Below are 26,352 nucleotides of genomic sequence, written 5' to 3'. Positions count from 1 at the left end.
TTTGAATTAAGAGCGCCATGTTACTGAACTCATCCCAATTTAACTAGCGTTTCGGCGCAGATGTACTTCCTCTGACGATAAATTCGCTGTCTAACAGTCTTGAACCGCTTACCACAGAGCGACTGTGAAGCTGTTCTAACAGCAATAACATCGCTTCTCGGCCAATTTGGTAGCGTGGTTGAGAAACGGTGGTCAGCGGAGGATCGCAGTACTGCGCCTGCTTGATATCGTCAAAACCTACCAGAGAAACGTCGTCGGGTACGCGTAATCCCATGCGCTTGGCTTGAGAAAGCGCGCCAATCGCCATCACATCACTATGGCAGAAAATTGCCGTTGGTGGCTGTGGCAGCGACATAAGAGCATACATGGCCTGTGCGCCAGCTTCATAGGTAAAGTCGCCGCGCTCAACAAAACTTTTCTCTTCGGCTATACCGCAGCGGCGCAATGCCTGAATATAGCCACGTAGGCGATATTTACTCAGCGGCATACTTTCAGGGCCAGCAATACAGGCAATACGATGATGACCTAACTCATGCAGATAGAGCACGGCCTCAAAGGCTGCGGTGAGGTTATCGATATGGACAGTTGGAAGTTCAAGTTCGGGAGCGAACTCGTTAGCCATCACCATCGGTGGCAAATTTTTCTGTTCTTCTTTGCTGGCATCAAAAGGAACGTTCGAGCCGAGCAGCAGCATGCCATCGATTTGTTTAGTGATAATAAGGTTAACGAAGGTTTTTTCTTGCTGCTGTTGCTGAGCACAGTCGCCTAGTAAAACTAAATACCCATGTTCAGCGGCGGTGCGTTCTACGCCTTGGATCACTTCGGCAAAAAAAGGATCGCAGATATCAGGCACAATCACCAGGATCGTGCGCGATTCATTTCGCTTGGAGCTGCGGGCCAACGCATGCGGAGAATAACCAACGGCTAATACGGCCTGTTCAACTTTTTGACGGGTAGACGCAGAGACTTTCTCGGGGTTCATCAATGCTCGTGAAACGGTGGCCGTTGAGACACCGGCGTGTTCAGCCACATCTTTCATGGTGGCAGCAGACATGCTTTGCTTCTCTTCCAACGCTGTTCTCCTTGCGTCTGGCGAAACGCCGACGCGGCGAGTGTTGCTCGTCCTGTTTTACTGAATGAAAACCAGCTTCCTTGCGTCATCCCAAATTTATTGTCTGGAATGCTCATACCAGTTCATGAATTACCATATGGATCACATTTTAAACAGAATGCACCCTGCTGTTGTTACCTAATTTGCATGAGAAATGTGACCTAGATAGATTTTTTAGATCGGGATCGCAAATCATCATTTTTATCTCTCTGTCTGATGGTCTTTCTCATCAAGGCAGATCAGTTATCGGTAGGGTCAACGTCCACCGTCCATTTCACTTTTTTCACCGTTGGCAAGGTGCCAATCAGTGGCAGTGTGCCTTTAACAATTTTCTGTAAACGAGCACGAGACGGATGCTGAAGCAGCAGTTGCCAGCGGAATCGCCCTCCGCGTTTGGGTTGCAGCGCGGGCACCGGCCCCAGTATCCAGAATGATTCGTCACGCAGCGGGCTGGCTTCTAATAAATTTCTTAATTGCTGCAAAAACTGTGGTGCATTTTGGTTATCGTGATCGTCGGCGCGTACCATGATGTGGCTGGTATACGGGGGAAGAAATACGCTTTTGCGCTCTTTTAAGGCCTGCTCGGCAAACGCGTCATAGCCTTGATTAAGCAGCGTCAGCAGTAAAGGATGCTCTGGGTGATGGGTTTGTAATATGACTTCGCCCTGTTTTCCTGCACGCCCCGCGCGTCCCGATACCTGCGTATAAAGTTGGGCAAAACGTTCGGCAGAGTGAAAATCAGCAGAAAACAGTGCGCCGTCTACGTCAAGCAAAGCTACCAGCGTGACGTTCGGAAAGTGATGGCCTTTCGCCAGCATTTGGGTACCGATCAAGATTCGAGCGCCGCCGCGGTGTACTTCAGCCAATTGTTGTTCTAACGCGCCCTTGCGGCTGGTGGTATCGCGGTCAATGCGGGTGATCGGCGTATCAGGGAAAAGCGCTGCGAGCTCGGTTTCTAATTGTTCCGTTCCTAACCCAACAGGCACTAAATTGGTGGTACCACACTGTGGGCACTGGCGTGGGATTGGCTTTTGGCTGTCGCAATGATGGCAGCGTAAATGATGTTGCTGCTGATGCAGGGTGTAGTAATGATCGCAGCGCTGGCATTCGGCAATCCAGCCACATTCATGGCACAGTAGCGCTGGAGCAAAACCTCGGCGGTTTAAAAATAAAATCACCTGATTACCGGCATCAACGTGTTGTTTCATGCGTTGCAGCAAGGGCTGTGCCAGACCGGCTTTTAGCGGCAGGCCTTTTAAATCGAGCAAGTGTTGGGTGGCTGGTTTTGCGTTTCCCGCTCGCTGCGTGAGCCGCAAACGACGGTATTTGCCCAACTCAACGTTATGCAATGTTTCTAATGCGGGTGTAGCCGAACCCAGCACGATTGGAATATCTTCCTGATGTGCGCGGAATACGGCTAAATCACGCGCGTGGTAGCGCCAGCCTTCCTGCTGCTTAAAAGAGCCATCGTGCTCTTCATCAATGATGATAACGCCTAAGCGAGCAAAGGGCGTAAACAGCGCTGAGCGCGTCCCAATAACGATGGCGCTTTCGCCGTTGCGTGCACGTAGCCAAGCCGCGAGGCGTTCGCTGTCGTTTAAACCAGAGTGAAGAACGTCAACCGGTGCGTTGAAACGTTCTCTAAAACGGGCAATAGTTTGCGGGGTGAGTCCTATTTCAGGCACTAAAACCAGCGCTTGGCGGCCCTGTGCCAGAATATTTTCGATGACGCTTAAATAAACTTCGGTTTTACCAGAGCCGGTCACGCCCGCCAGCAGCCACGCGCTGAACTGGTTGTCTTCGCTACGAATTGCGCCCACGGCGGTGGCTTGTTCGGTGTTTAGCTTTAAGCGTTCGCCGTTTACCGCATAGTTTTTACGCCAGTCTTGAAGCTCTGGCGACTCAGCGCGTAACTCGGCCAGCCCTTTGGCTTTGATGCTTTGTAGTGCGGCATCGGTGAGATCGCATTCAACTACCTGATGGCGGTACAGAGGGCGCTGTAACAGCATCGCGAGTGCCTGTTGCTGTTTGGGGGCGCGTTTGAGTGTCTCAGGTAGGGTCGCTTTGCCCTGTTCCGTGATTACCCATTGCCAGAGTTGCCCATGCTGGGCGGGTTTCCCCTGACGTAGCATCACCGGTAGCGCATGAAATAAAACCTCGCCGATCGGGTAATGATAGTAGTCTGCTGCCCAGCGCAGCATGTGCCACATGCGTGAGGAAAATAGCGATTCATCATCGATGATGTGGTGAATAGACTTTAAATTTTCGAGCGGCAGTTCGCTGTGCTCGCTGACCCCGGTGATAATGCCGATCATTTTACGCTGTCCAAAAGGCACACTGACCCGCACACCCACGGCAGGTTTCACACCTGCTGGCAGAAGGTAATCAAAGGTGCGTGGCAATGGAACGGGTAAAGCTACGTGAGCGACCGACATGTTTTATCCTGCTTCTAAATGTATGCGTAGTTTACATGCAGGGAGGGGGGAGTGAATCAGTTTAATTGATATCACTGATTTTACGTGTCGTAATAGAAGATGAATAAAGCCACTTGCAATTCGATTGCGGTGGATGTTTTATCTCTGTATAATTCGCCGCCTTTGATAGTCTTTTTTATCAAACCAAATTTATCAACCACGCGTGGTGTCTGGCGGAATAGGGCTGGATAGCGACGCGGCCTTAACTGAGGTTATCCCATGAAACAAGGTATCCACCCGAACTACGTTGCAATCACTGCAACTTGCTCTTGCGGCAACGTGATTAAAACTCATTCTACCGCAGGTCACGACCTGAACCTGGACGTATGTGGTAACTGCCACCCGTTCTATACTGGCAAGCAGCGTGATGTTGCTACCGGTGGTCGTGTTGACCGCTTCAACAAGCGTTTCAGCGTACCAGGCACTAAGAAGTAATTCTTTTTGCTCAAGAAGAAGGCACCTAAGGGTGCCTTTTTTGTTGCCTAAAATTCAGTGAAATAGGCATATAAATAAAAAAGCCTCTTCAAGAAGAGGCTTTTTACGTTTACTGATGACCTACTACTGATTACCTACCTGATCGCCATACGGCAATTTGTCGTAATCGTGCAGACCTTTCTTCGCATATGGGTTGCCGATCCAACGTGTCGTTTCCACAAAGTTTGGACTTACCAAACTTCTCTCTGGATTAAACAGGTCGTATTTCAAACCGGCCATGTCAGACCATGTATGAATCAGCTCTGAGCTGCTGTATTTACGATTGGTCATGGAAGTAAAGTCACGCGGATGCGATTGCTGCCAGCTTGGTGATGTCCACAGAATGAACGGGATGCTGTACATATGGCGCGTTGGTGCCGCCTCGTTACGTCCCTGAATGTTGTGTGGAGGCGTGTCATACACTTCTTCACCGTGGTCAGAGAAATACAGCAGGAAGCCGTTAGGGTTCGTTGCCGAGTAGTCTTTGATCAGGCTAGAAACCACGAAGTCGTTGTACAGGTTAGCGTTGTCATACTCGTTATAAGAGTCAATCTGATCCTGGCTTAAACCTGGAGGCACGCCTTCGGCGTTATTAAACTTATCAAATCCTTCTGGGTAGCGGAATTTGTAGTTAATGTGTGTACCCAGCAGATGCACCACGATAAATTTCTTCGGTGCAGGATCGGCCATTACTTCTTTAAACGGCTTCAGCACGTCGCCGTCGTACTGACGAGCACTCTGTGTACGCTGTTGGTTCAGGTAATACTGCTTATCTGTCTGCTGGGAGAACAGGGTCAGCATGGTATTACGCTTGGTCATGGTTTGCTGGTTAGTGATCCAGAAGGTTTTGTAGCCCGCCTGCTTCATCATGTTCATCAATGAAGGTTGGGTTAGATACAAATCTGGATTCTTCTCGTTAGCGAACGTCAGAGCCTGCTGCAAGATCTCGATGGTGTAAGGACGGGAAGTTACCACGTCGTTGAACACGGTCAGATTCTTGTCAGTTTTATGGATTTCATCCAACTGCGGCGTAGTCTCACGCGGATAGCCGTACAGGCTCATGTGGCCGCGCTGAGTGGATTCGCCAATTACCAGAACCAGAGTACGTGGTGCGCTGCCACTGGTATCGGTAAGGTTTGCAAGCGGAGGCAACGCGCTGTTTTCTTTCATCAACGCCTGTAGGCTTGCAAGCTGGTTACGATATTCGAAATAGCCGGTGATCATTTGCCATGGAGCCGCGGGCTCCATACGTGACGTTAGACTCGGTAAAGAATCTTCAAATGAACGTTTCTTAATCACCATGTTATAGGCCAGCGGATTAACGATCAGGCCATAGAAGATCGCGGCTGGAATAACATAACGCCAGAATGATGGGATATATACTGGGCGTACGCGAGTCCATAAGAACGCGCAAACAACGGTATAAGCCAGCAATAGAAGAGCGAGATGAAGGCTGAAATATTGACTGAAGTACTCTCCGGCTTCGCTGGTATTCGATTCAAACATCACAAACAGGACGCTTTGGGAGAACTCTTGTCCGTAGATGATGTAATAGCCCAAGGAGCACAGAGAGGCCGCCCATAAAATAATGCCAATAACCGCAGCAATAATGCGGGTTTTATTTGGGAATAAAAATACGGGAATTAGCCAAAGGGAACTGTACAGCAATGAATCGCGAATGCCGTTGGAGCCGCTGTATCCCGTTACGAGGATAACAGCCTGAAGAACTGTAGAGAAAAACCAAAAGAACAGGAGAAGCCAGAATAACGCTTTCCAGCTGAATGCCTTATCTGCGTTTGGAGATGAAATCATATTATTTCAGCCTATCAGAGAATATCACCGCGGGGATGTTAGTCATCTAACCTTAAAGGAACCTTAGTTTTTATTAACGGATTAAGTAAACCGCAATAAACATGTGTCTCGGAATTAATGAACAACGAGTAAGCGCTGCAATAAAACCGGACGATACTAGCAATATTATTTTTTCGTAACAATAGATGCTAATTTTTAATAAAAGTTCGTTATGTATTGTGATTTTTCATTGAAGGAAAGTATTACGTACAGTTGTTTGGCGAGGACTTGAATGATCTGGTGGGGCGCTAGAAGAAAAACGCGCTACCTAAAGAGATAGCGCGTCTATTGTCAGGGGGAGATTAGCCTGTATTGCGCATACCGGCTGCAACGCCTGCGATGGTGACCATCAGCGCTTGTTCAACGTTAGCATCCGGTTCCGGCAGCGAGCGTGAACGGTGCAGCAATTCAGCCTGCAGTACGTTTAAAGGATCGGTATATACATTGCGCAGCGCGATAGACTCTGCAATCCACGGCAGATCTTCCATCAAGTGATCGTCATTGGCGATGGTGAGTACCACTTTGATATCTTTCGAGAGCTGATCGCGTAGCTGTTTGCCTAGCGGCCACAGTTTTTCGTCAACCAAGCGCTGATCGTAGTATTCAGCCAGCCATAAATCTGACTTCGCAAACACCATTTCTAGCATCCCAATGCGGGTTGAGAAGAACGGCCAGTCGCGGCACATGGTTTCCAGCGTTGACTGTTTTCCTTCATCAACGGCGGCCTGTAGTGCAGCACCTGCGCCCAGCCAAGCTGGCAGCATTAAACGGTTTTGCGTCCAAGCGAAGATCCATGGAATGGCGCGTAGGCTTTCTACGCCACCGTTTGGTTTACGTTTGGCAGGGCGAGAGCCCAAAGGCAGTTTGCCAAGCTCAAGCTCAGGCGTCGCAGAACGGAAGTAAGGCACGAAGTCCTTATTTTCACGTACATAGCCACGATACATATCGCAGGAAACGTCTGACAACTCATCCATCAAATCACGCCATTCCTGTTTTGGTGCCGGCGGTGGCAACAGGTTAGCTTCCAGAATAGCGTTGGTGTACAGCGACAGACTGCTGATAGTGACCTGTGGTAAACCGAGTTTGAAGCGGATCATCTCGCCTTGCTCGGTAACACGCAGACCGCCTTTCAAGCTGCCCGGCGGTTGTGAAAGCAGAGCTGCATGAGCCGGTGCACCACCGCGACCGATTGAACCGCCGCGCCCGTGGAACAGGGTTAATGCCACGCCTGCTTTTTCACATACGTTGACTAAGGCTTCTTGAGCACGATATTGCGCCCATGATGCCGCCATCACGCCTGCATCTTTTGCTGAGTCAGAGTAGCCGATCATCACCATCTGCTTGCCCTGAATAAAGCCGCGATACCAATCGATGCTCAACAGCTGAGTCATCACGTCTTCGGCATTATTTAAGTCATCCAGAGTTTCAAACAGCGGAGCAACAGGCAACGCGTAAGGGCAGCCTGCTTCTTTCAATAGCAGATGAACAGCGAGAACGTCGGAAGGGGTGCGCGCCATCGAAATAACATAGGCGGCGATGGAGCCCTGAGGTGCCTCCGCGATCACGCGGCAGGTATCAAAGACTTCTTTAGTTTCAGCGCTTGGCTCCCATTGGCGTGGAACCAGTGGGCGTTTGGAGTTGAGTTCACGTACTAAGAAGGCCTGTTTGTCAGCTTCTGACCAGCTTTCATAGTCGCCGAGGCCTAAATAACGGGTGAGCTCAGCTAAGGCTTCAGAGTGGCGAGTGCTTTCTTGACGAACATCCATGCGCACTAGCGGCACGCCGAAGCAGTGAACGCGGCGCAACGTGTCCAGCAACTGGCCATTGGCGATAATACCCATGCCGCAGGCTTTGAGTGATTGGTAACAGGCGTACAGTGGTTCCCAAAGCTGCACGTTTTTCACTAGCAGATTGTCTGGGCGCGTCGCGCGCTCGCCTTTGATTTTAGCGGCCAGATAAACCTGAGTTTCAGTCAGCTGCGTGCGCAGCTTTTTCATCAGCTCACGGTATGGCTCTTGAACGTCGTCACCACCGGCCAGAGCACGCAGTTCTGGCGTGCATTCTGTCATCGACAGTTCAGAAACCAGCACGGCGATATCACGCAGGAACAGATCGGTGGCTTTCCAACGGCTTAACAGTAAAGCGTGGCGTGTGATGTCAGCAGTCACGTTCGGGTTACCGTCACGGTCGCCGCCCATCCATGCGGTGAAACGCACGGGAACAGCTTCAACCGGTAGTTGGTAACCCAATGAATTTTCTAGCTGCTCGTTAAACTCGCGTAAGAATGCAGGAACCCCTTCCCACAGGCTGTTTTCCACCACGGCATAGCCCCACTTCGCTTCATCAATTGGGGATGGGCGGTTCTTACGAATTTCATCGGTATGCCATGACTGAGCAACGAGCTGGCGCAGACGACGCATGATTTGATTGCGTTCGTAATCGGCCAAATCGCTGTGATCGAGCTGGCTAAGGCAGTTGTTAACCTCAACCAGTTTATGAATCAGGGTACGGCGGGTGATTTCAGTAGGATGAGCGGTGAGGACTAACTCAATGGAGAGATCGTCTACGGCTTTTTTGATCTGCTCATCGCTGAGATTGTTGTTTTTCAAACGGGTGAAGAGTTGAGCCATCACTTCAGGGTTGCTTGCCGCTTCGCCATGAGGGGAAATGCTGTGATATTGCTCGGCGGTATTTGTCAGACTCAGGAATTGGCTAAATGCGCGGGCAACCGGCAATAGCTCATCATTCGACAAGTTTTGTAGCGTCGTTAACAGTTCCTGACGGCTTGCATCGTTACCCGCACGTGAGGATTTTGATAATTTACGGATAGTCTCGACGCGGTCTAGGATATTCTCGCCCAGCGCTTCTTTGATGGTGTCGCCGAGCAGCTTCCCTAGCATACTGACGTTACTTCGCATTGCCGAATATTGTTCGTTCATAAGACCCCTGACCCCTCCAATATGTAAATTTCTTTCACCCGAAAGGCGTAGACCGCCTCTTTTATAAAGCCACGTTCCATTGTCTACGTCAATTGTCACAATTTATTGCTAAACGACATGAATTTGGTGATTTAACTGAAATTTAATTACACGGTGACGGGAATTAACGTTTCTAATAACAGTTACGTTGCAAACGGCGGCGATAGGGTGATATCACCGCCGTTTTCACTGCGAATAATTCATTAAAGCGCGGATCGGTAATTCATCGATTATCTACAAAAATGTCTAACCACTTGGCCGATCAAATCACGCGTAGGCTGGATGAACGACGTCGCTAAGTATTCATCGGGCTGATGGGCCTGATCGATTGAGCCGGGCCCTAAGACCAGTGTAGGACAAACTTCCTGAATAAATGGCGCTTCGGTGCAATAGTTCACCACTTCCGCACGCTCGCCTAATAATCCCTCAATGACCTGCACCAGCGGGGCATGGACTGGGCATTCATATCCAGGGATCGGCACATGCATGTGCTCGATGGTTAAACGGCCCGGCCATTTTTCACTGACTGGAGCAAGTGCCTGATTGAGTAACTCGTCGATATCGTTAAGCGTCATGCCCGGCAACGGGCGGATATCCATATGCAATTCGCAGCAGGCGCAGATTCGGTTAGGAGCATCGCCGCCGTGAATATGTCCAAGGTTCATGGTTGGATATGGAATGGTAAAAGCATCGTGGTGGAAGCGATCTTTTAGCGTGTTACGCAGCGTCAGCAGATGGCCGATGGAATCATGCATCAGTTCGATCGCGTTTACGCCGCGAGAGGGATCGCTGGAGTGGCCAGATTGTCCTGTGATGCGGATCGCTTCTGATAAGTGTCCTTTGTGCGCACGCACGGGTTTGAGTGAGGTTGGCTCACCGATGATGGCGCAGTCGGGGCGAAGGTGCGTCGTCGCGGCGAAATAACGCGCGCCAGCCATGGTGGTTTCTTCATCGGCGGTAGCCAAAATATAAAGCGGCTTGCTGAGCTGGCTCAAATCCACATCGCGCAGCGTATCCAGAATAAAAGCGAAAAAGCCTTTCATGTCTGCGGTGCCGAGCCCGTAAAGCTTATTGTCGTGCTCGGTAAGTGTGAAAGGATCGCGCGTCCAGCGCCCATCATCAAACGGCACAGTATCCGTATGACCCGCCAGCATCAGCCCGCCACTTCCCTCACCATAGCTGGCGAGGAGATTAAATTTGTTACGCGTATGTGGCACGGCCTGCACTTCAACCCGAAAACCAAGATCGCTAAACCAGCCTGCGAGCAAGTTGATTAATGTTTCATTGCTTTGATCGAGCGCGCTGTCCGTTGCACTAATGGATGGAGTGGCGATCAGGGCACGGTACAGCTCAATAAATGGCGGTAATTTCATATTCACTGTTGACAGCCTTTCGTTAGGATAGTATCAATATTCATGCATTATTTATGAATAAAAATACAATAAGCGCTCGCCGAATGAAACCGTAAAAGTTATGATGAGCAGCGCCAAATGTAATTTTTCCGATCAACAATCTTTCATAAAAACTAAGAAGGTGGAATCGATACATGTCTACGTTAAACGGGTTAATTGTAGGAGCCAGCGGTTATACCGGCGCGGAACTCGCCGCTTATCTGCAGCGCCATCCTCATATGAACATAACCGGTTTAACGGTTTCAGCGCAAAGTGCAGATGCGGGAAAGTTGCTTTCTGATTTGCACCCTCAGTTGAAAGGCATTGTTGATTTACCGTTGTTGCCGATGAGCGACGTGGCGGCAATGGCAAAAGATGTTGATGTGGTTTTTCTTGCTACGGCGCATGAAGTTAGCCATGACCTCGCCCCTCAGTTTTTACAGATGGGCTGCGTGGTGTTTGATCTGTCCGGTGCTTATCGGGTAAATCAGGCCAGTTTTTACCAAGATTATTATGGATTTACTCACCAGCATGCCAACTGGCTCGACAAAGCGGTTTACGGATTGGCGGAGTGGCGTGCTGAAGATATTAAGCAGGCTCAACTGGTGGCCGTTCCTGGTTGCTATCCCACAGCGTCACAGCTGGCATTAAAGCCGCTGATTGATGCGGGTCTGCTCGATTTAAACCAATGGCCGGTTATCAACGCCGTTAGCGGTGTCAGTGGTGCAGGGCGTAAAGCCAGTATGACGACCAGTTTTTGCGAAGTAAGTTTGCAGCCTTATGGCATTTTTACTCATCGCCATCAGCCTGAAATCGCGACTCATTTAGGAACGCCGGTGATTTTCACTCCGCACTTAGGCAATTTCCCTCGCGGCATTTTGGCCACGATTACCTGCAAATTAACCGCGGGTGTAACGGCTGAGCAGGTCGCTGTTGTTTATCAGCAGGCGTATGCAGAAAAGCCGTTGGTTCGCGTCTATGACAAAGGCGTTCCGGCGATCAAAAACGTGGCGGGAACGCCGTTCTGCGACATCGGTTTTGCACTTCAGGGCGAGCACCTGATTATTGTGTCTGCCGAAGATAACTTACTGAAAGGCGCTGCGGCTCAAGCGGTGCAATGCATGAATATTCGCTTTGGATTTAATGAAACCCAATCATTGCTGTAACGACCAAACGTTAACTTTAAAAAGAGACTGCTATGAATAATCCATTAATCATCAAGTTAGGTGGCGTACTGCTAGATAGTGAAGAGGCGATGCAACGTTTGTTTCAGGCTTTAGTTGCTTACCGCCAAAGCCATCAGCGACCACTGGTGATTGTTCATGGCGGTGGTTGTTTGGTGGATGATCTGATGAAACAGCTCAATTTGCCGGTAGTGAAGAAGAACGGACTGCGCGTTACGCCAGCCGATCAGATCGGCATTATCACCGGTGCGCTCGCCGGCACAGCAAACAAAACGCTGCTGGCCTGCGCCAAGAAACACAAAATTGCAGCGGTAGGTTTGTCATTGGGTGATGGCGATATGGTTGAAGTGAGCCAGTTGTCAGAAGAGCTTGGTCATGTGGGCAAAGCGAAAGCGGGTTCACCGGCGCTGGTCACAACGCTGTTAGCAACAGGCTACCTGCCGATTATCAGCTCGGTCGGGATCACCGCAGAAGGCGAATTGATGAATGTGAATGCCGATCAGGCTGCTACCGCATTGGCGGCAACCTTAGGAGCGGATTTGATTTTGCTGTCAGACGTTAGCGGTATTCTGGATGGTAAAGGGCAACGTATAGAAGAAATGACGGCTGCCAAAGCAGAGCAACTAATCGTTCAAGGCATTATTACCGATGGAATGATTGTAAAAGTAAACGCTGCGCTTGATGCCGCTCGGTCTCTGGGAAGGCCGGTTGATATTGCAAGCTGGCGCCATGCCGAGAAACTTCCGGCATTGTTTAATGGTGTGCCGGTAGGCACCAGAATTCTCGCAAATTAATTACCAGTCAATTTAGGGTAATAGCGACCTAATCTAACTAAATAATTTTAAGTTATTGAGATAAAGGAAAAGACTATGGCAACGCAAGGCATCAGCAAAATCGTTCTGGCTTACTCTGGCGGCTTGGATACGTCGGCAATCATTCCTTGGCTGAAAGAAAACTACGGCGACTGCGAAGTCATCGCGTTCGTAGCAGATATCGGCCAAGAGCGTGAAGACTTGGTTGGCGTGGAAGAAAAAGCGCTGCGCTCTGGTGCTTCAGCCTGTTATATCGCCGATCTGCGTGAAGAATTCATCAAAGATTATGTTTACCCTGTGCTGAAAACCGGTGCGCTGTACGAAGGAACCTATTTGCTGGGAACCTCAATGGCGCGCCCGCTGATTGCCAAAGCGCAGGTTGAACTCGCCCTGAAACTCGGAGCGGATGCGCTGTGCCACGGTGCAACCGGTAAAGGTAACGATCAGGTTCGTTTCGAAACAACCTATACCGCGTTGGCTCCACAGCTGAAAGTGGTTGCCCCTTGGCGTGAGTGGGATTTGCGTTCGCGTGAAGCGCTGCTGGATTATCTGAAAGTGCGCGATATCCCAACCACCGCGTCGTTGGAAAAAATCTACAGCCGTGATGCCAATGCTTGGCATATTTCTACCGAAGGCGGCGTGCTTGAAAGCCCATGGAATGCCTCTAACCAAGATTGCTGGGTCTGGACGAATTCCCCTGAGGATGCACCAAATGAGTCTGAATTAGTGACCGTTGGTGTTGAAAACGGCGAAGTAGTTGCGGTTAACGGCAAAAAAATGAGCCCGTTTGCCTGTTTAGAAGCGCTGAATGTCTTGGGTGCAAAACACGGTGTGGGCCGTATTGATATCGTGGAAAACCGTCTGGTAGGGATCAAATCCCGTGGCTGCTACGAAACCCCAGGGGGCACCATTATGATGGCGGCACTGCGCGGCGTAGAGCAGTTAGTGCTGGATCGTGATTGCTTTAAATGGCGTGAGCAGCTTGGTCAGGAAATGTCCTATGTTGTATACGATGGTCGTTGGTTTGCGCCGCTGCGTGAGTCCATTCAGGCTGCCGCTGACGCTATCGCCAAAGATGTTAATGGCGAAGTCGTGATTAAGTTGTATAAAGGACAGGCAACGGCGATCCAGAAAAAATCTGGCAACAGCCTGTATAACGAAGAGTTTGCTACCTTCGGCGAAGATGACGTTTACGATCACAGCCATGCGGGCGGCTTTATTCGCTTGTTCTCGTTGTCATCACGTATTCGTGCGCTGAACGAGAAGAAATAATTTTATTAAAGGAAAGACCCCACCCCAACCCTCCCCTTCGCAGGGGAGGGGCTGATCGAGTTGTAATTTGCCATAGAGCAAGTTCTGCTCCTCCCCCTGTGAAGGGGGAGGTTGGGAGGGGGTACTTAAAGAAAACTACGATTTCAACGGAGCATCACATGGCACTATGGGGCGGGCGGTTCAGTCAGGCGGCAGACCAGCGGTTTAAGCAATTTAATGACTCACTGCGGTTTGATTACCGATTGGCTGAGCAGGATATTACCGGCTCGGTGGCATGGTCGAAGGCGCTGGTGACCGTGAATGTTTTAACGGTTGAAGAACAGCAGAAGCTGGAAAACGCGTTAGGTGTTTTGCTGGAGGAAGTTCAGGCAAACCCTAAGGCGATTTTGGCCAGCGATGCAGAAGATATTCACAGCTGGGTTGAGACGCAGCTGATTAATAAAGTCGGTGATTTAGGTAAAAAACTACACACGGGGCGTAGCCGTAACGATCAGGTTGCCACGGATCTGAAACTCTGGTGCAAGAATGAGATCGGTGAGTTGTTATTGGCTGTTCAGCAGTTGCAGCAGGCACTGGTGGTAACGGCTGAAGCTAATCAGGACGCGGTGATGCCGGGTTATACCCATCTTCAACGCGCCCAGCCCGTGACTTTTGCTCACTGGTGTTTGGCGTATGCCGAGATGCTAGCGCGTGATGAAAGCCGTTTGCACGATACGTTGAAACGTTTGGATGTGAGCCCGCTTGGGTGTGGGGCTTTGGCGGGCACGGCTTATCCAATCGATCGTGAACAGTTGGCGGAATGGCTAGGTTTTGCTAGCGCAACGCGCAACAGTTTGGATAGCGTTTCTGACCGCGACCACGTATTGGAACTGCTTTCTAATGCGTCTATCGGTATGGTGCATTTGTCGCGCTTTGCGGAAGATCTGATCTTTTTCAACAGCGGTGAAGCGAACTTTGTTGAGCTGTCCGATCGTGTGACTTCTGGTTCATCGTTGATGCCACAGAAGAAAAATCCCGATGCATTAGAACTGATTCGCGGCAAATGTGGCCGCGTGCAGGGCGCGTTGACCGGCATGATGATGACGTTGAAAGGCCTGCCTTTGGCCTACAACAAAGATATGCAAGAAGATAAAGAAGGCCTATTTGACGCACTGGATACGTGGATGGACTGTCTGCATATGGCGGCGCTGGTGCTGGATGGTATTCAAGTGAAGCGTCCTCGTTGCCAAGAAGCCGCGGAACAAGGATATGCTAACGCAACAGAATTAGCCGATTACCTTGTGGCGAAAGGCGTTCCGTTCCGTGAAGCTCACCATATTGTGGGTGAAGCGGTGGTGGGAGCGATTAAGCAGGGTAAAGCTCTGGAAGCGTTGAGCCTCAGTGAACTGCAGAAATTCAGCAGCGTGATTGGCGATGACGTTTATCCTATTTTGTCACTGCAATCTTGTTTGGATAAACGCAGTGCCAAAGGTGGCGTTTCTCCGCATCAGGTCGCTCAGGCGATTGCCGAGGCAAAACAGCGCCTGCTTTAGTTCAGCCGTTGTACCAATGAAAAACCGGGCAATGCCCGGTTTTTTTATCCTAAAAGCTTAGCGCATAGATATCGATTGAGACTTACGCCTTCTTCACTGGCGAGAATAGCCAAGCGTCGATGTTGTTCGGGAGCCAGACGTAATACCAGCTTGCCGCTATATTTTTTCTCTGCCAGCGCTACGGGCGGAATTTCTCCGTTGCTTAACATGTCAGATACCGCGCTGGAAACCAGATCCATAATCCCATCTAGAGCCTCCTGTCGCGTAGCGGCTAACCATGACAGCGACGGGAATTCACTGCATAACCCGACGAATTCGTTATCTTCTTCAGACCACGTAATGCGATAAGTATAGTGCTCAGTAAAGCGATTATGAGTTGTCACGATAGGCCTGCTCCAATTTTTCTATTGCCGCAATAACTTGTTTAATTTGATAGATCTTGGCTTTGCCATTTTTGCCGGCCTGAATATTTATTCTGGGGTCGCCATGCCACGGCATATGAAAGACTTTGTGGCTCCCACTATTCAGCCCCGGTGGGCCAAACAGCAGAATGCAGACTTTGACCAGCTCATTAAAAGACAGGTTGGTTGAATGTGTACGTAACTCTTCAGCAAGATCGCCAAGCTCCTTCACACTGCCTCCATAATAGTATCGTTATTGATACTAAATCAATCGCATTATTTTAGTGAAAGTGAGTGTGTCTGAGTTAAGAAATGGGGCAAGCGGGAGTGATTAAGTTAGGAATGCACTATACAAAAAAACCGGGCAATGCCCGGTTTTGTAGAGAAATTTGCGAAGCTATTCGCGACGTTATTCACCCGGGCAACGCATACAGCGCTCGGTTTCACTGCCGCCGATGCGCAGCTTACTTTGTAAATCACGCAATGCGGTACGCAAGCCTTCTTCTATTACAGGATGATAGAACGGCATATCCAGCATTTGATCGACGGTCATACCTTGCTGATGTGCCCATGCCAGCAGATGTGCAATGTGCTCAACTTCCGGCCCCATCATTTCAGCACCAAGGAATTTGCCCGTTCCTTGTTCGCCATAAACATGCAACAAGCCTTTGTTCCGCAGCATAACGCGAGAGCGTCCTTGGTTTTCGAAAGAGACTTCGCCAACCTCAAAGCAGCCACAGGCACCATATTTTTGGCTGAGTTCACGATAGGTTGAACCGACCATGGCGATTTGCGGATCGGAGAACACCACCGAAATCGAACTACGGCGCAGTCCCGACTTCACTTCTGGGAAGCTACCCGCATTATCACCGGCAATTCGAGCCTGATCGCTGGCTTCGTGTAACAGCGGTAGCTGATTGCTTGCATCACCAGCGATAAAGATATGCGGCACGCTGGTTTGCATGGTCAGTCGATCGGCGACCGGAACGCCGCGTGCATCAAGCTCAAGTGACGTATTTTCGATGGCGAGATTATCAACGTTTGGACGGCGACCGGTGGCCGCCAGCACGTAGTCCACCATGATTTCCTGTGGCTTACCGTCTAAATCCTGATAGCGAATAAATACGCGATCGCCTTCGCGTTGCATGATCTCGACTTTCACATCGGGATCGAGATAAAACTCTTCGCCTAAAGTGCGGCGAGCATAATCGCGTACATCGCTGTCTGTGAGGGGCCCTACGGCACCACCGACGCCAAAGACTTTCACTTTCACGCCGAGACGATGAAGCGCTTGGCCGATCTCTAAACCGATAACGCCGGGGCCAAATACCGCAACGGATTCAGGTAGATCGTCCCAGTTGAATACATCATCATTGATAATTAAGCGATCGTCGAGGTCGTTCCACGGTGCTGGCCATGTTGGGCGAGAACCGGTGGCGATAACGATGCGTTTTGCCACGATACGAGTGTGATCGTCAACTTGTAGGGTATTGTCATCGATAAAACGGGCGTAACCGAGAATTTTGTCGTTGTCAGGAATACTGATGACGCCTTCCATCACAAAACCCACGAAGCGGTCGCGTTCGCGTTTAACGCGAGCCATGACTTCGCGGCCATCAATTTTTATTTCACCCTGAGGGTGAATGCCAAAACTGGGTGCGCGCTCGATTTGATGCACGGCTTCTGCCGCGGCAATGAGTAATTTGGAAGGCATACAGCCAACTCGAGCACAGGTTGTGCCAAATGGGCCACCTTCGATCATGACAACGCTTGGCGTAGAGAGTTTTGCTGCGCGATAGGCGCCTAAACCTGCTGTACCGCCGCCGATAACGGCCACGTCAACATTGAGTTCTTTCATGAAGCTATCTCCTGAAATCGGAAAAAAAGGCGGGACGAGCCCGCCAAAATGTTGGCTTACTTTTTTATAATAACGACTACTTGCAGGTGATTATGCCTGTTGCAGGTAAACTTCTAAGTCATCGCTGCCACCGATATGTTGTCCACCGATGTAAACCTGTGGAACCGTCGCTCGACCAGTCACAGCGCGCAGGCTGACGGTGGTCGCGTCTTTACCCAGCACGATCTCTTCATATTGGATACCGCGGTCTTGCAGCATTTGTTTAGCTTTAGCGCAGTATGGGCAACCTGGTTTGGTAAACAGGGAAACCGAAGCCTGCACTTTGAAATCGGGTGCTAAATATTTCAGCATGGTATCTGCGTCAGATACTTCAAACGGGTCGCCTGGCTTGTTAGGTTCAACAAACATTTTTTCAACCACGCCGTTACGAACCAGCATGGAATAGCGCCATGAGCGTGGGCCAAAGCCGAGATCGGCTTTTTCGACCAGCATGTTCATGCCTTTGGTAAATTCACCGTTGCCGTCTGGAACGAAAGTGATGTGCTCTGCTTTCTGGTCAGCTTTCCACGCATTCATTACGAAGGTGTCGTTAACGGAAACGCACAGAATGCTGTCGACGCCTTTTTCATGGAACACGGGAGCCAGCTCGTTATAACGCGGCAGATGGCTTGATGAACAGGTTGGGGTGAATGCGCCCGGCAGAGAAAACACGATAACGGTTTTGTCTTTGAACAGGTCATCGGTAGTCACGTCAATCCACTGGTCGCCCTGACGGGTGTGGAAAGTTACCTGTGGAATTTTCTTACCTTCTTGGCTAGTAAACATGGATTAACCCTTTAATTATTAGATTAAAAATCACTGGTGTTGGCATGTCGCCGTTCGTTGATGGACATTATTCACTCTTAGGCTTGATAGTTCTAATCGTTCATTGCTATCTTATTTATCGCCATGAGCTATCATGGCTCGGAGGATAAATATGAATATTCGAGATTTAGAATACCTAGTGGCGCTGTCTGAACATCGCCATTTTCGTCGCGCCGCCGACTCATGCCACGTCAGCCAACCTACGCTGAGTGGTCAAATCCGTAAGCTGGAAGATGAGTTGGGTGTGATGCTTCTGGAGCGTACCAGCCGTAAGGTGCTGTTCACCCAAGCCGGATTATTACTTGTCGATCAGGCACGTACGGTTCTGCGTGAGGTTAAAGTACTTAAAGAGATGGCTAGCCAGCAGGGTGAGGCGATGTCCGGCCCACTGCATATCGGCTTAATCCCAACGGTTGCGCCTTATTTACTGCCACAGATTATTCCAACACTGCACAAGACTTTCCCTAAGCTGGAAATGTATTTGCATGAAGCGCAAACCCACCAATTGTTAGCGCAGCTTGATAGCGGCAAATTGGATTGTGCGATTCTGGCATTGGTCAAAGAAACCGAGGCATTTATTGAAGTGCCATTGTTTGATGAGCCTATGAAGCTAGCGGTGTATAACGGTCATCCTCTGGCAGACAAAGATAAAATTGCGATGTCTGAGTTGGCCGGTGAGTATTTGTTAATGCTGGAAGACGGGCATTGTCTGCGCGATCAGGCTATGGGATTCTGTTTCCAAGCAGGGGCAGATGAAGATACGCATTTCCGTGCAACCAGCTTAGAAACGCTGCGCAACATGGTCGCTGCGGGGAGCGGTATTACTTTGCTGCCAGCATTAGCGGTTCCACCTGAACGTGAACGCGATGGCATTTGCTATCTGCAATGCTATAAGCCTGAACCGAAGCGAACTATCGCGTTAGTTTATCGTCCAGGCTCTCCGCTACGCGCGCGCTATGAACAGCTCGCGGAAGCGATCCGCGAGCATATGCAGGGCGTCATGGCACAGCAGTGCAACGCTTTAAAACAGGCGGTTTAGCCCGTTTAACGCAGCAACGCGGTAGGCCTCGGCCATGGTTGGATAGTTGAAGGTGGTATTAACGAAATACTCGATGGTATTACCTTCTCCTTTCTGTTCCATGATCGCTTGGCCGATATGAATGATCTCAGCCGCACGTTCGCCAAAGCAGTGGATCCCAAGGATCTGTTTGGTTTCGCGATGGAATAAGATCTTCAAACTTCCCACGCTCATGCCTGCGATTTGCGCGCGCGCCAGATGTTTAAACTGTGCGCGGCCCACCTCATACGGCACCTTCATTGCTGTCAGTTCCTGCTCGGTTTTACCCACGGAGCTGATTTCAGGAATGGTGTAAATACCGGTAGGAATATCTTCGACCAGATGTACGTTAGCTTCGCCTTGCATAATGGCCTGAGCAGCGATGCGCCCTTGATCGTAAGCCGCAGAAGCTAGACTTGGATAGCCAATGACGTCACCCACGGCGTAGATATGTGAAATGGCCGTTTGGTACATGCTATTGACCTTCAGAAGGCCACGTCCATCGGCTTCAAGCCCGACATTTTCCAGTTTCAGCGCATCGGTATTCCCTGTACGGCCATTGGCGTACAGCAGGCAATCGGCTTTCACTTTTTTACCGGATTTAAGATGCATGATGACGCCATCTTCAACGCCTTCAATCTGCTCGAACTCTTCGTTGTGGCGGATAACAACGCCGTTATTCCAGAAGTGGTAAGAGAGTGCATCTGACATTTCTTGATCGAGAAATGCAAGCAGGCGATCGCGGGTATTGACTAAATCCACTTTCACGCTTAATCCACGGAAGATCGACGCATATTCGCAGCCGATAACGCCAGCACCATAAATGATGATGTGCTGCGGTTCGTGGTTAAGTTGCAGAATGGAGTCGCTGTCGTAAATACGCGGATGCTTGAAATCGACGCCAGACGGATGATACGGGCGTGAACCACAGGCGATAATGATGTTATCGGCGGTTAAGGTATCGCGCGTGCCGTCTGGGTAGCTAACGCTGAGGGTGTTAGCATCAATAAACTCGGCGTCACCGGAGAATAATTGGCAATGGTTACGCTCGTAGAATCCCTGACGCATGCGGGTTTGCTGATTAATAACGCTATCTGCATGACGCAAAATATCAGGGAATGTGGATTTAAGAATTCGAGAGTTGTCGCTGTAGAGAGGATTTTGGTTAAATTCGATTATGCGGCTAACGGCGTGGCGAAGTGCTTTCGAAGGGATGGTGCCCCAGTGGGTACATCCGCCACCAACGCTAAAATGCCGTTCTATAACGGCAACCCGCGCGCCCTGTTTTACCAGACCCATGGCGGCGCCTTCACCACCGGGGCCTGAGCCAATCACTATGGCATCAAAAGAATAGTGCTGTTGCATGTAGGGTAGGCCTTTCTTATACAAAAATACAACGTTACCTTAACATAATAACCGCGCATCCCCAATCACCCCTACGCTTTTCATGGCAATACGCACCTTGTTTTTGTCATCCTAGCTATACATATCACAGGTCATAGAAGCGTGGTTGGGGTAAAGTTTGATATAGTGGCGCTGAACTACCGCGCCAAAATCAAAAAAAGCCGACGGTGGAATAAAGAAACTTACATTTAACCGGATATTAATATGGGTGTCAGAGCGCAACAAAAAGAACGAACTCGTCGTTCACTGATCGAGGCGGCGTTCAATCAGCTAAGCGCTGAGCGGAGCTTTGCGAGTTTGAGCCTGCGTGAAGTATCCCGTGAAGCTGGTATTGCCCCAACGTCTTTCTATCGCCATTTTCGTGACGTGGACGAGTTAGGATTAACGATGGTGGATGAAAGTGGGCTGATGCTGCGCCAGTTAATGCGTCAGGCTCGTCAACGTATTGCCAAAGGTGGCAGCGTTATCCGCACATCAGTAGCAACTTTTATGGAATTTATTGGCAATAACCCGAATGCTTTTCGCCTGCTTTTGCGGGAACGTTCCGGTACTTCTGCCGCGTTCCGTGCGGCGGTGCAGCGTGAGGTTCAGCACTTTATTGCGGAACTTGCCGATTACCTTGAAATCGAAAATCACATGCCGCGCAGTTTTACTGAAGCACAGGCCGAGGCGATGGTGACTATTGTATTTAGCGCGGGTGCCGAAGCGTTAGATATTGATATGGAACATCGTCGTTTGTTGGAAGAACGTCTTGTTTTGCAGTTGCGGATGATTTCCAAGGGCGCTTATTATTGGTACCGTCGTGAGCAGGAGAAGGCACACATTGCGCATTTGCATGAAAATGCAGGGCAGCAGGCTCAGGAATAAATTTAAAGCATAGGGTTGGTCATGATTAAAAGTCGTTTGGATGTGGGAACATTGGTTCTGTCATTGGTTGCGGGGCTTTCTATCAGCGGATCTTTTGCCGCACTGTTTAGCTCAGCCGTATCATTTTCGGTATTTCCCCTGCTGGCTCTGATTTTATCAGTGTATTGCCTGCATCAGCGATATCTGAACTGTTCTATGCCTGAAGGTATGCCGGTGCTTTCCTCTTCGTGTTTTCTGCTTGGTTTGCTGATGTATAGCGCCATTGTTCGCGTTGAGTATCCAGAAATTGGTTCTAACTTTATGCCAACCCTCCTGTGTATTGTGTTGGTTTTCTGGATTGCCTATCGCATCAAGGCGTTTAAGAAGAACGCTGAGGTTGATAGCGGAAAAGACTTCCACGATCCTGAGTGATGCTGAGCCGTACTGATAGACGATACAAATAGAAAAGGCAGCCATTGGCTGCCTTTTTGCGTTTTAATCTGAATCGTTTTTAATCACGTTTTTCCAGCAACACGCCGCATTCCATATGATGGGTATACGGGAACTGGTCGAACAGCGCCAAACGTGTGACCCGATGAGTTTCGTTCAGCGTCTCTAGGTTTGCGCTGAGCGTTTCAGGGTTGCATGAGATATAGAGGATCCGCGGATACGCCTGAACCATGCGCAACGTGTCGTCATCTAAGCCGCTACGCGGTGGATCGACGAAAATGGTTTCGCACTGATAACCTTTAAGATCGATACCTTCCAAACGTTTGAACTCGCGCACGCCGTTCATCGCCTGAGTAAAATCTTCTGCCGCCATGCGAATGATTTGCACATTCTCGATGTGGTTGGCCGCAATATTAAACTGCGCAGCGGCTACGGAAGGTTTAGCAATTTCTGTCGCGAGCACGCGGTTAAAGTTACGCGCAAGTGCCAAGGAGAAGTTGCCGTTGCCACAGTACAACTCTAGCAGATCGCCTTTGGAATCCTGTGTAACGTCAAGCGCCCACTCAAGCATCTTAATGTTTACGGCCGCGTTAGGCTGGGTAAAGCTGTTTTCTACCTGACGATAGATCATGTCACGGCCAGCAACAGGTAGGCATTCATCAACATAGTCGTGATCGAAACAGATTTTTGTTTTGGTTGCTCGGCCAATAAGCTGCAAGTCAAAACCTTGTGCACGCAGGCGATCGCGAAGTGCTTCAGCCTCCACTTTCCATTCATCATCCAGCTTGCGGTGATAAAGAAGAGAAACCACCACTTTATTGTTCATGGTTGACAGATAGTCAATTTGGAACAACTTAAAGCGCAGAATGTGGTTTGGCTTTAGCTCATCCATCATCACGCTCATCAAACGGTTAATCAGCTCGCTCGCGGCAGGAAACTGATCGACGCGAATGCGTTGTTTGGTCTGCTGATCGAACATGATGTGGTAGAGATCGCCTTCATCATGCCAAACGCGGAATTCAGCGCGCATGCGGTAGTGGCTAGCCGGCGAGCGAAATGCCTCAATCTCCGGTGCCGCAAACGGGGTCATCATGTTGGCCAGTCGGGTGATCTTCTCCGTGAGTTGGGCATCATATTGATCGGTTGGCAGCGTGTTCGGTGTCATGGCAATTCTCGTTAGCATAATAATAGAGGGGCGATTGTAGGCGATGGAATGATGATGTCCAGCTTTGTGACTTATTCTACATCCGAATCATAGAAGTCTAGACTCCTGAATACGTTTTCACTTAGCATGGCGGCCCGGTCTCCAGTGGAGAGTGAAAAGGGAATCCGGTTTGAATCCGGAGCTGACGCGCAGCGGTATGGGGAAGTCACGGCGATATTTTGACACTGTCATCATAGATGGGAAGTCATTGCCTGGTGTGTATTCAACAATGAATATTGATGCACAAATCCTAAGCCCGAAGACCTGCCGGTACACGTCGCTTTACGTGGTTTTCGCGAATTAACGCCACGGCTCGCGGCATCCTGCCAATTCAGTTTGGATGCTCTTATTATGACTATAAAAAAAAATGCGCTGATGGCGGCTTTGTCTGTCACGGCTTTCTCTGGCTGGGCGCAAGATTCTAACGAAACACTTTCATCATCATCCGCAAATACTAACGACGATGTCATCGTCACCGCTTCTCGTTTTCCTCAGCCGGTCTCCACCGTGCTAGCGCCTACAGATATTGTTACTCGAGATGATATCGATCGCTGGCAGGCCAAAACGCTCAATGACGTAATGCGGCGTTTACCCGGCGTCGATATCGCCCAAAATGGTGGTATGGGGCAGAGTGCATCGATGTATATCCGTGGGACCAGCGCAAGCCAAGTTCTCGTGCTGGTGGATGGCATTCCTGTTGCTCGTCCTGGAATTTCGAATACGGCCGATTTCAATCAAATTCCAATTTCGCTGGTTCAACGCGTTGAATATATTCGTGGCCCACGTTCTGCCGTGTATGGCTCGGGGGCGATGGGTGGGGTTATCAACGTGATCACGCAAACCGATAAGGAAGGCGCGCAGATAAATGCTGGCGTCGGCTCCAAAGGATTCCAGCAGTACGATGGAAGCGTGCGTCAGAAAATTAGTGATAACACCAAGGTTACGTTGGCGGGATCGTATGAGAGCACTAAAGGGTTTAACGTGCAGCCGGGGTCAACGTACGAACCCGATCATGATGATGATGGCTATCGCACCAAGACTTTCTGGGGCGGTATAGACCACCAGTTTAACAACGAGTTTTCTGGCTTTGCTCGTGGTTATGGGTATACCAACAATAGTGACTATGACCTTGGCAGTCCTCCCTCTAGCCCAGCTTATAGCGCAAATGAAAGCGAAACCTACAATCACACTTACGATATGGGTCTACGCTATTTGTCTGGTGCTTATTCATCCCAGCTAACGGGCAGCTATCAAAAAGTAAAAGCTTATAACTACAGTAGCGAGTACGGGCGTTATCACGAGGGCACTACGCTGGATGATATGGACCAGCGTAATATTCAATGGGGTAATACCTATAGCTTAGAGCATGGTCAGATTAGTGCGGGTGTGGATTGGCAACAGCAGCGTCTGACATCTTCTGATACCAGCCTGTCAGATACCTATAAACGTGATAACACCGGTTTATATGTAAGTGGCCAGCAAAAACTGGGTGATGTGACGTTGGAGGCCTCTGGTCGCGAAGACAAGGATGAGCAGTTCGGCTGGCACGGTACTTGGCAAACGGCTGCGGGCTGGGAGTTTACGCCGGGCTATCGAGCTACGTTATCTTATGGCACCGGATTCTTGGCTCCGTCATTGGGACAGCAATTTGGTTCAACGCGTTTCGGCATTGATTCCAACCCTAATTTAAAACCTGAAGAGTCGAAGCAGTGGGAAGCAGGTTTAGAGGGATTGACTGGACCACTTGATTGGCGTCTGTCTGCGTATCATTACAAAATTGAAAACCTGATTACCTATTATTCCGACCCTGTCACCTATGCGGGTAGCTATGACAACATCGATTCTGCCACGATTAAAGGCGTCGAGTGGACGGGCAGCGTTGATACTGGGATCTTCACACATCAGGTCACATTGCAGTATTTAGATCCGCGTAATGATAAAAATGATGAAGTACTAGCGCGTCGTGCCAAACGACAGGCTAAATATCAGCTCGACTGGACCATGTTTAATGTCGATATGGATGTCTCGTATCAATATTATGGTCGTCGTTACGATAACAACACGTCTAAATACAACAATACGCAACAGGTATTGCCAAGCTACAGCACCGTCGATATTTCAGCCTCTTATCCCGTTACGTCTCATCTAACAGTTCGTGGTAGAATCGCCAACCTGTTAGATAAAGATTATGAAACGGCTTATGGCTACCAAACCGCAGGTAGAGAATATTATCTCTCCGGTAGCTACACCTTCTAATGATGTAGCGACTTCTAAACCCACTGCGCTGGTTTTTGACTCCGGCGTGGGTGGGTTATCTGTATATCAAGAGATCCGTGATTTGCTTCCGGATCTCCACTATATATATGCATTCGACAATCAGGGATTCCCCTATGGGGAAAAAGACGAAGCGTTTATTATCGACCGCGTTGTTAAAACCGTTGCCGAAGTGCAAAAGCGTCATCCTCTCTCTATTGTTATCATCGCCTGTAATACCGCAAGCACCATTACGCTCCCTGCATTACGCGAACGCTTCAGCTGCCCTATCGTTGGAGTTGTGCCCGCAATAAAACCAGCGGCAAAGCTGACGCGCAACGGCGTTGTTGGTTTGTTAGCGACGAGAGCGACGGTGCAGCGTTCATATACTCACGACTTGATTGCTCATTTTGCGAAAGATTGCAGTATCAAAATGCTGGGCTCGGCTGAGCTGGTGGAGCTGGCTGAGGCCAAGTTGCATGGTGAAGAGATTGATCATGCGGCGCTGAAAAAAATACTGCGTCCTTGGTTGTCGATGGCAGAACCGCCAGATACGGTGGTTCTAGGATGTACGCATTTTCCTTTACTACGCGAAGAACTGGCAGCGGTATTACCCGCAGGGACTCGTTTAGTTGATTCGGGTGCCGCAATAGCCCGTCGTGTGGCCTGGCTGATTGCTAATCAGGAAAATGTGCTGAGCACGGAAAATGATTTGGCCTATGCAACAGAAACAAATAGCGATACCGACGCGCTTTTGCCTGTATTGCATCGTTTAGGCTTCTCAGAACTACGTGCGTTGAGCATTTAATCCTCAATTATGTGGTTTTTGGTGAAAACTTGCGCGGTTGAAAAGTTTTTTTAAATTAGGGGTTGTCAGCCGTTCAGAAGTCCCTATAATGCGCCACCACTGACTGGGAACAACGACGCAAACGTCGC

The 26,352-nt window shown here is 49.7% G+C and carries 21 protein-coding genes and 1 riboswitch; of the genes, 10 read left to right on the top strand and 11 right to left on the bottom strand.

Going from position 1 to position 26,352, the window contains the following annotated elements:
• Positions 1-43: 43 nt before the first annotated feature.
• Positions 44-1,072, bottom strand: a complete 1,029-nt coding sequence (cytR, locus tag RSC70_RS12850; RefSeq protein ID WP_040045214.1) for a DNA-binding transcriptional regulator CytR — start codon at positions 1,070-1,072, stop codon at positions 44-46.
• Positions 1,073-1,350: 278 nt separating this feature from the next.
• Positions 1,351-3,546: a primosomal protein N' gene (gene priA / locus RSC70_RS12845; RefSeq protein WP_332542645.1), complete on the bottom strand. Its 2,196-nt coding sequence runs from the start codon at positions 3,544-3,546 to the stop codon at positions 1,351-1,353.
• A gap of 258 nt (positions 3,547-3,804) precedes the next feature.
• Here priA and rpmE point away from each other — a divergent pair, with 258 nt between their 5' ends.
• Positions 3,805-4,020 (top strand): 50S ribosomal protein L31, encoded by a 216-nt coding sequence (gene rpmE, locus RSC70_RS12840; protein ID WP_025801463.1) that lies wholly within the window; start codon positions 3,805-3,807, stop codon positions 4,018-4,020.
• Positions 4,021-4,143: 123 nt separating this feature from the next.
• Here rpmE and RSC70_RS12835 read toward each other — a convergent pair whose 3' ends face one another.
• From RSC70_RS12835 to argE, 3 genes are all read right to left on the bottom strand, one after another.
• Positions 4,144-5,871, bottom strand: coding sequence for a phosphoethanolamine transferase CptA (locus tag RSC70_RS12835; RefSeq protein ID WP_332542644.1), 1,728 nt, complete (start codon positions 5,869-5,871; stop codon positions 4,144-4,146).
• A gap of 341 nt (positions 5,872-6,212) precedes the next feature.
• Positions 6,213-8,849 carry a phosphoenolpyruvate carboxylase gene (ppc, locus tag RSC70_RS12830; protein ID WP_332542643.1) on the bottom strand — a complete coding sequence of 879 codons (2,637 nt, stop codon included), beginning with the start codon at positions 8,847-8,849 and terminating at the stop codon, positions 6,213-6,215.
• 269 nt (positions 8,850-9,118) lie between these two features.
• A complete protein-coding gene (gene argE / locus RSC70_RS12825; RefSeq protein ID WP_130933653.1) occupies positions 9,119-10,267 on the bottom strand; it encodes an acetylornithine deacetylase in 1,149 nt (382 codons plus the stop codon).
• Between the two features lie 167 nt (positions 10,268-10,434).
• Here argE and argC point away from each other — a divergent pair, with 167 nt between their 5' ends.
• The 4 genes from argC to argH all read left to right on the top strand — a co-directional run bounded on the left by argC (position 10,435) and on the right by argH (position 15,079).
• On the top strand, positions 10,435-11,445 hold the full coding sequence (argC, locus tag RSC70_RS12820; protein ID WP_332542642.1) for an N-acetyl-gamma-glutamyl-phosphate reductase: 1,011 nt from the start codon (positions 10,435-10,437) through the stop codon (positions 11,443-11,445).
• A gap of 32 nt (positions 11,446-11,477) precedes the next feature.
• Entirely contained in the window at positions 11,478-12,257 is a 780-nt protein-coding gene (gene argB, locus RSC70_RS12815; protein WP_025801458.1) for an acetylglutamate kinase, read from the top strand.
• A 75-nt stretch (positions 12,258-12,332) separates the two neighbouring features.
• Positions 12,333-13,547 carry an argininosuccinate synthase gene (locus tag RSC70_RS12810; RefSeq protein WP_040045208.1) on the top strand — a complete coding sequence of 405 codons (1,215 nt, stop codon included), beginning with the start codon at positions 12,333-12,335 and terminating at the stop codon, positions 13,545-13,547.
• Positions 13,548-13,705: 158 nt separating this feature from the next.
• Entirely contained in the window at positions 13,706-15,079 is a 1,374-nt protein-coding gene (gene argH, locus RSC70_RS12805; RefSeq protein ID WP_103008809.1) for an argininosuccinate lyase, read from the top strand.
• 44 nt (positions 15,080-15,123) lie between these two features.
• On the opposite strand, the gene RSC70_RS12800 is transcribed toward argH, so the two are convergent.
• The 4 genes from RSC70_RS12800 to RSC70_RS12785 form a co-directional block, all read right to left on the bottom strand.
• A complete protein-coding gene (locus RSC70_RS12800; protein ID WP_063586071.1) occupies positions 15,124-15,462 on the bottom strand; it encodes a type II toxin-antitoxin system HicB family antitoxin in 339 nt (112 codons plus the stop codon).
• On the bottom strand, positions 15,449-15,712 hold the full coding sequence (locus tag RSC70_RS12795; RefSeq protein WP_234619788.1) for a toxin HicA: 264 nt from the start codon (positions 15,710-15,712) through the stop codon (positions 15,449-15,451). The genes RSC70_RS12800 and RSC70_RS12795 overlap by 14 nt, the downstream gene beginning before the upstream one ends.
• Before the next feature lie 177 nt (positions 15,713-15,889).
• Positions 15,890-17,338, bottom strand: coding sequence for a dihydrolipoyl dehydrogenase (locus RSC70_RS12790; protein ID WP_234619787.1), 1,449 nt, complete (start codon positions 17,336-17,338; stop codon positions 15,890-15,892).
• A gap of 90 nt (positions 17,339-17,428) precedes the next feature.
• Positions 17,429-18,163 (bottom strand): glutathione peroxidase, encoded by a 735-nt coding sequence (locus RSC70_RS12785; RefSeq protein ID WP_025801454.1) that lies wholly within the window; start codon positions 18,161-18,163, stop codon positions 17,429-17,431.
• A gap of 151 nt (positions 18,164-18,314) precedes the next feature.
• Between RSC70_RS12785 and oxyR the strand changes: the two genes are divergently transcribed.
• Positions 18,315-19,241 (top strand): DNA-binding transcriptional regulator OxyR, encoded by a 927-nt coding sequence (gene oxyR / locus RSC70_RS12780; RefSeq protein ID WP_332542640.1) that lies wholly within the window; start codon positions 18,315-18,317, stop codon positions 19,239-19,241.
• Here oxyR and sthA read toward each other — a convergent pair.
• A complete protein-coding gene (sthA, locus tag RSC70_RS12775) occupies positions 19,224-20,624 on the bottom strand; it encodes a Si-specific NAD(P)(+) transhydrogenase (RefSeq protein ID WP_025801452.1) in 1,401 nt (466 codons plus the stop codon). The genes oxyR and sthA overlap by 18 nt on opposite strands.
• A 243-nt stretch (positions 20,625-20,867) precedes the next feature.
• Between sthA and fabR the strand changes: the two genes are divergently transcribed.
• Together fabR and RSC70_RS12765 are read left to right on the top strand one after the other, a co-directional pair.
• Positions 20,868-21,530: an HTH-type transcriptional repressor FabR gene (gene fabR, locus RSC70_RS12770; RefSeq protein ID WP_282807985.1), complete on the top strand. Its 663-nt coding sequence runs from the start codon at positions 20,868-20,870 to the stop codon at positions 21,528-21,530.
• Between the two features lie 21 nt (positions 21,531-21,551).
• Positions 21,552-21,941 carry a YijD family membrane protein gene (locus RSC70_RS12765; RefSeq protein WP_025801450.1) on the top strand — a complete coding sequence of 130 codons (390 nt, stop codon included), beginning with the start codon at positions 21,552-21,554 and terminating at the stop codon, positions 21,939-21,941.
• Positions 21,942-22,020: 79 nt separating this feature from the next.
• Here the strand turns inward: RSC70_RS12765 and trmA are convergent, their stop codons facing one another.
• Positions 22,021-23,124, bottom strand: a complete 1,104-nt coding sequence (gene trmA / locus RSC70_RS12760; protein ID WP_332542639.1) for a tRNA (uridine(54)-C5)-methyltransferase TrmA — start codon at positions 23,122-23,124, stop codon at positions 22,021-22,023.
• Between the two features lie 118 nt (positions 23,125-23,242).
• A riboswitch (cobalamin riboswitch) is annotated at positions 23,243-23,449 on the top strand.
• Positions 23,450-23,514: 65 nt separating this feature from the next.
• Between trmA and btuB the strand changes: the two genes are divergently transcribed.
• Positions 23,515-25,419: a TonB-dependent vitamin B12 receptor BtuB gene (gene btuB, locus RSC70_RS12755; RefSeq protein ID WP_332542638.1), complete on the top strand. Its 1,905-nt coding sequence runs from the start codon at positions 23,515-23,517 to the stop codon at positions 25,417-25,419.
• Positions 25,364-26,224, top strand: a complete 861-nt coding sequence (gene murI, locus RSC70_RS12750; RefSeq protein WP_040045200.1) for a glutamate racemase — start codon at positions 25,364-25,366, stop codon at positions 26,222-26,224. Before btuB ends, murI begins: the two co-directional genes overlap by 56 nt.
• Positions 26,225-26,352: the final 128 nt, after the last annotated feature.

The organism is Hafnia sp. (assembly GCF_036648275.1).
GTDB classification, from domain to species: domain Bacteria; phylum Pseudomonadota; class Gammaproteobacteria; order Enterobacterales; family Enterobacteriaceae; genus Hafnia; species Hafnia alvei.
Note: the sequence above shows the minus strand (reverse complement) of the source record. Positions and strands in the feature narration are given on the sequence as shown.

Coding starts and splice junctions, on each gene's coding strand:
- priA (WP_332542645.1), bottom strand. CDS start 3,546: ATGTCGGTCGCTCACGTAGCTTTACCCGTTCCATTGCCACGCACCTTT.
- rpmE (WP_025801463.1), top strand. CDS start 3,805: ATGAAACAAGGTATCCACCCGAACTACGTTGCAATCACTGCAACTTGC.
- RSC70_RS12835 (WP_332542644.1), bottom strand. CDS start 5,871: ATGATTTCATCTCCAAACGCAGATAAGGCATTCAGCTGGAAAGCGTTA.
- ppc (WP_332542643.1), bottom strand. CDS start 8,849: ATGAACGAACAATATTCGGCAATGCGAAGTAACGTCAGTATGCTAGGG.
- argC (WP_332542642.1), top strand. CDS start 10,435: ATGTCTACGTTAAACGGGTTAATTGTAGGAGCCAGCGGTTATACCGGC.
- argB (WP_025801458.1), top strand. CDS start 11,478: ATGAATAATCCATTAATCATCAAGTTAGGTGGCGTACTGCTAGATAGT.
- RSC70_RS12810 (WP_040045208.1), top strand. CDS start 12,333: ATGGCAACGCAAGGCATCAGCAAAATCGTTCTGGCTTACTCTGGCGGC.
- argH (WP_103008809.1), top strand. CDS start 13,706: ATGGCACTATGGGGCGGGCGGTTCAGTCAGGCGGCAGACCAGCGGTTT.
- RSC70_RS12790 (WP_234619787.1), bottom strand. CDS start 17,338: ATGAAAGAACTCAATGTTGACGTGGCCGTTATCGGCGGCGGTACAGCA.
- RSC70_RS12785 (WP_025801454.1), bottom strand. CDS start 18,163: ATGTTTACTAGCCAAGAAGGTAAGAAAATTCCACAGGTAACTTTCCAC.
- oxyR (WP_332542640.1), top strand. CDS start 18,315: ATGAATATTCGAGATTTAGAATACCTAGTGGCGCTGTCTGAACATCGC.
- sthA (WP_025801452.1), bottom strand. CDS start 20,624: ATGCAACAGCACTATTCTTTTGATGCCATAGTGATTGGCTCAGGCCCC.
- fabR (WP_282807985.1), top strand. CDS start 20,868: ATGGGTGTCAGAGCGCAACAAAAAGAACGAACTCGTCGTTCACTGATC.
- RSC70_RS12765 (WP_025801450.1), top strand. CDS start 21,552: ATGATTAAAAGTCGTTTGGATGTGGGAACATTGGTTCTGTCATTGGTT.
- trmA (WP_332542639.1), bottom strand. CDS start 23,124: ATGACACCGAACACGCTGCCAACCGATCAATATGATGCCCAACTCACG.
- btuB (WP_332542638.1), top strand. CDS start 23,515: ATGACTATAAAAAAAAATGCGCTGATGGCGGCTTTGTCTGTCACGGCT.
- murI (WP_040045200.1), top strand. CDS start 25,364: ATGGCTACCAAACCGCAGGTAGAGAATATTATCTCTCCGGTAGCTACA.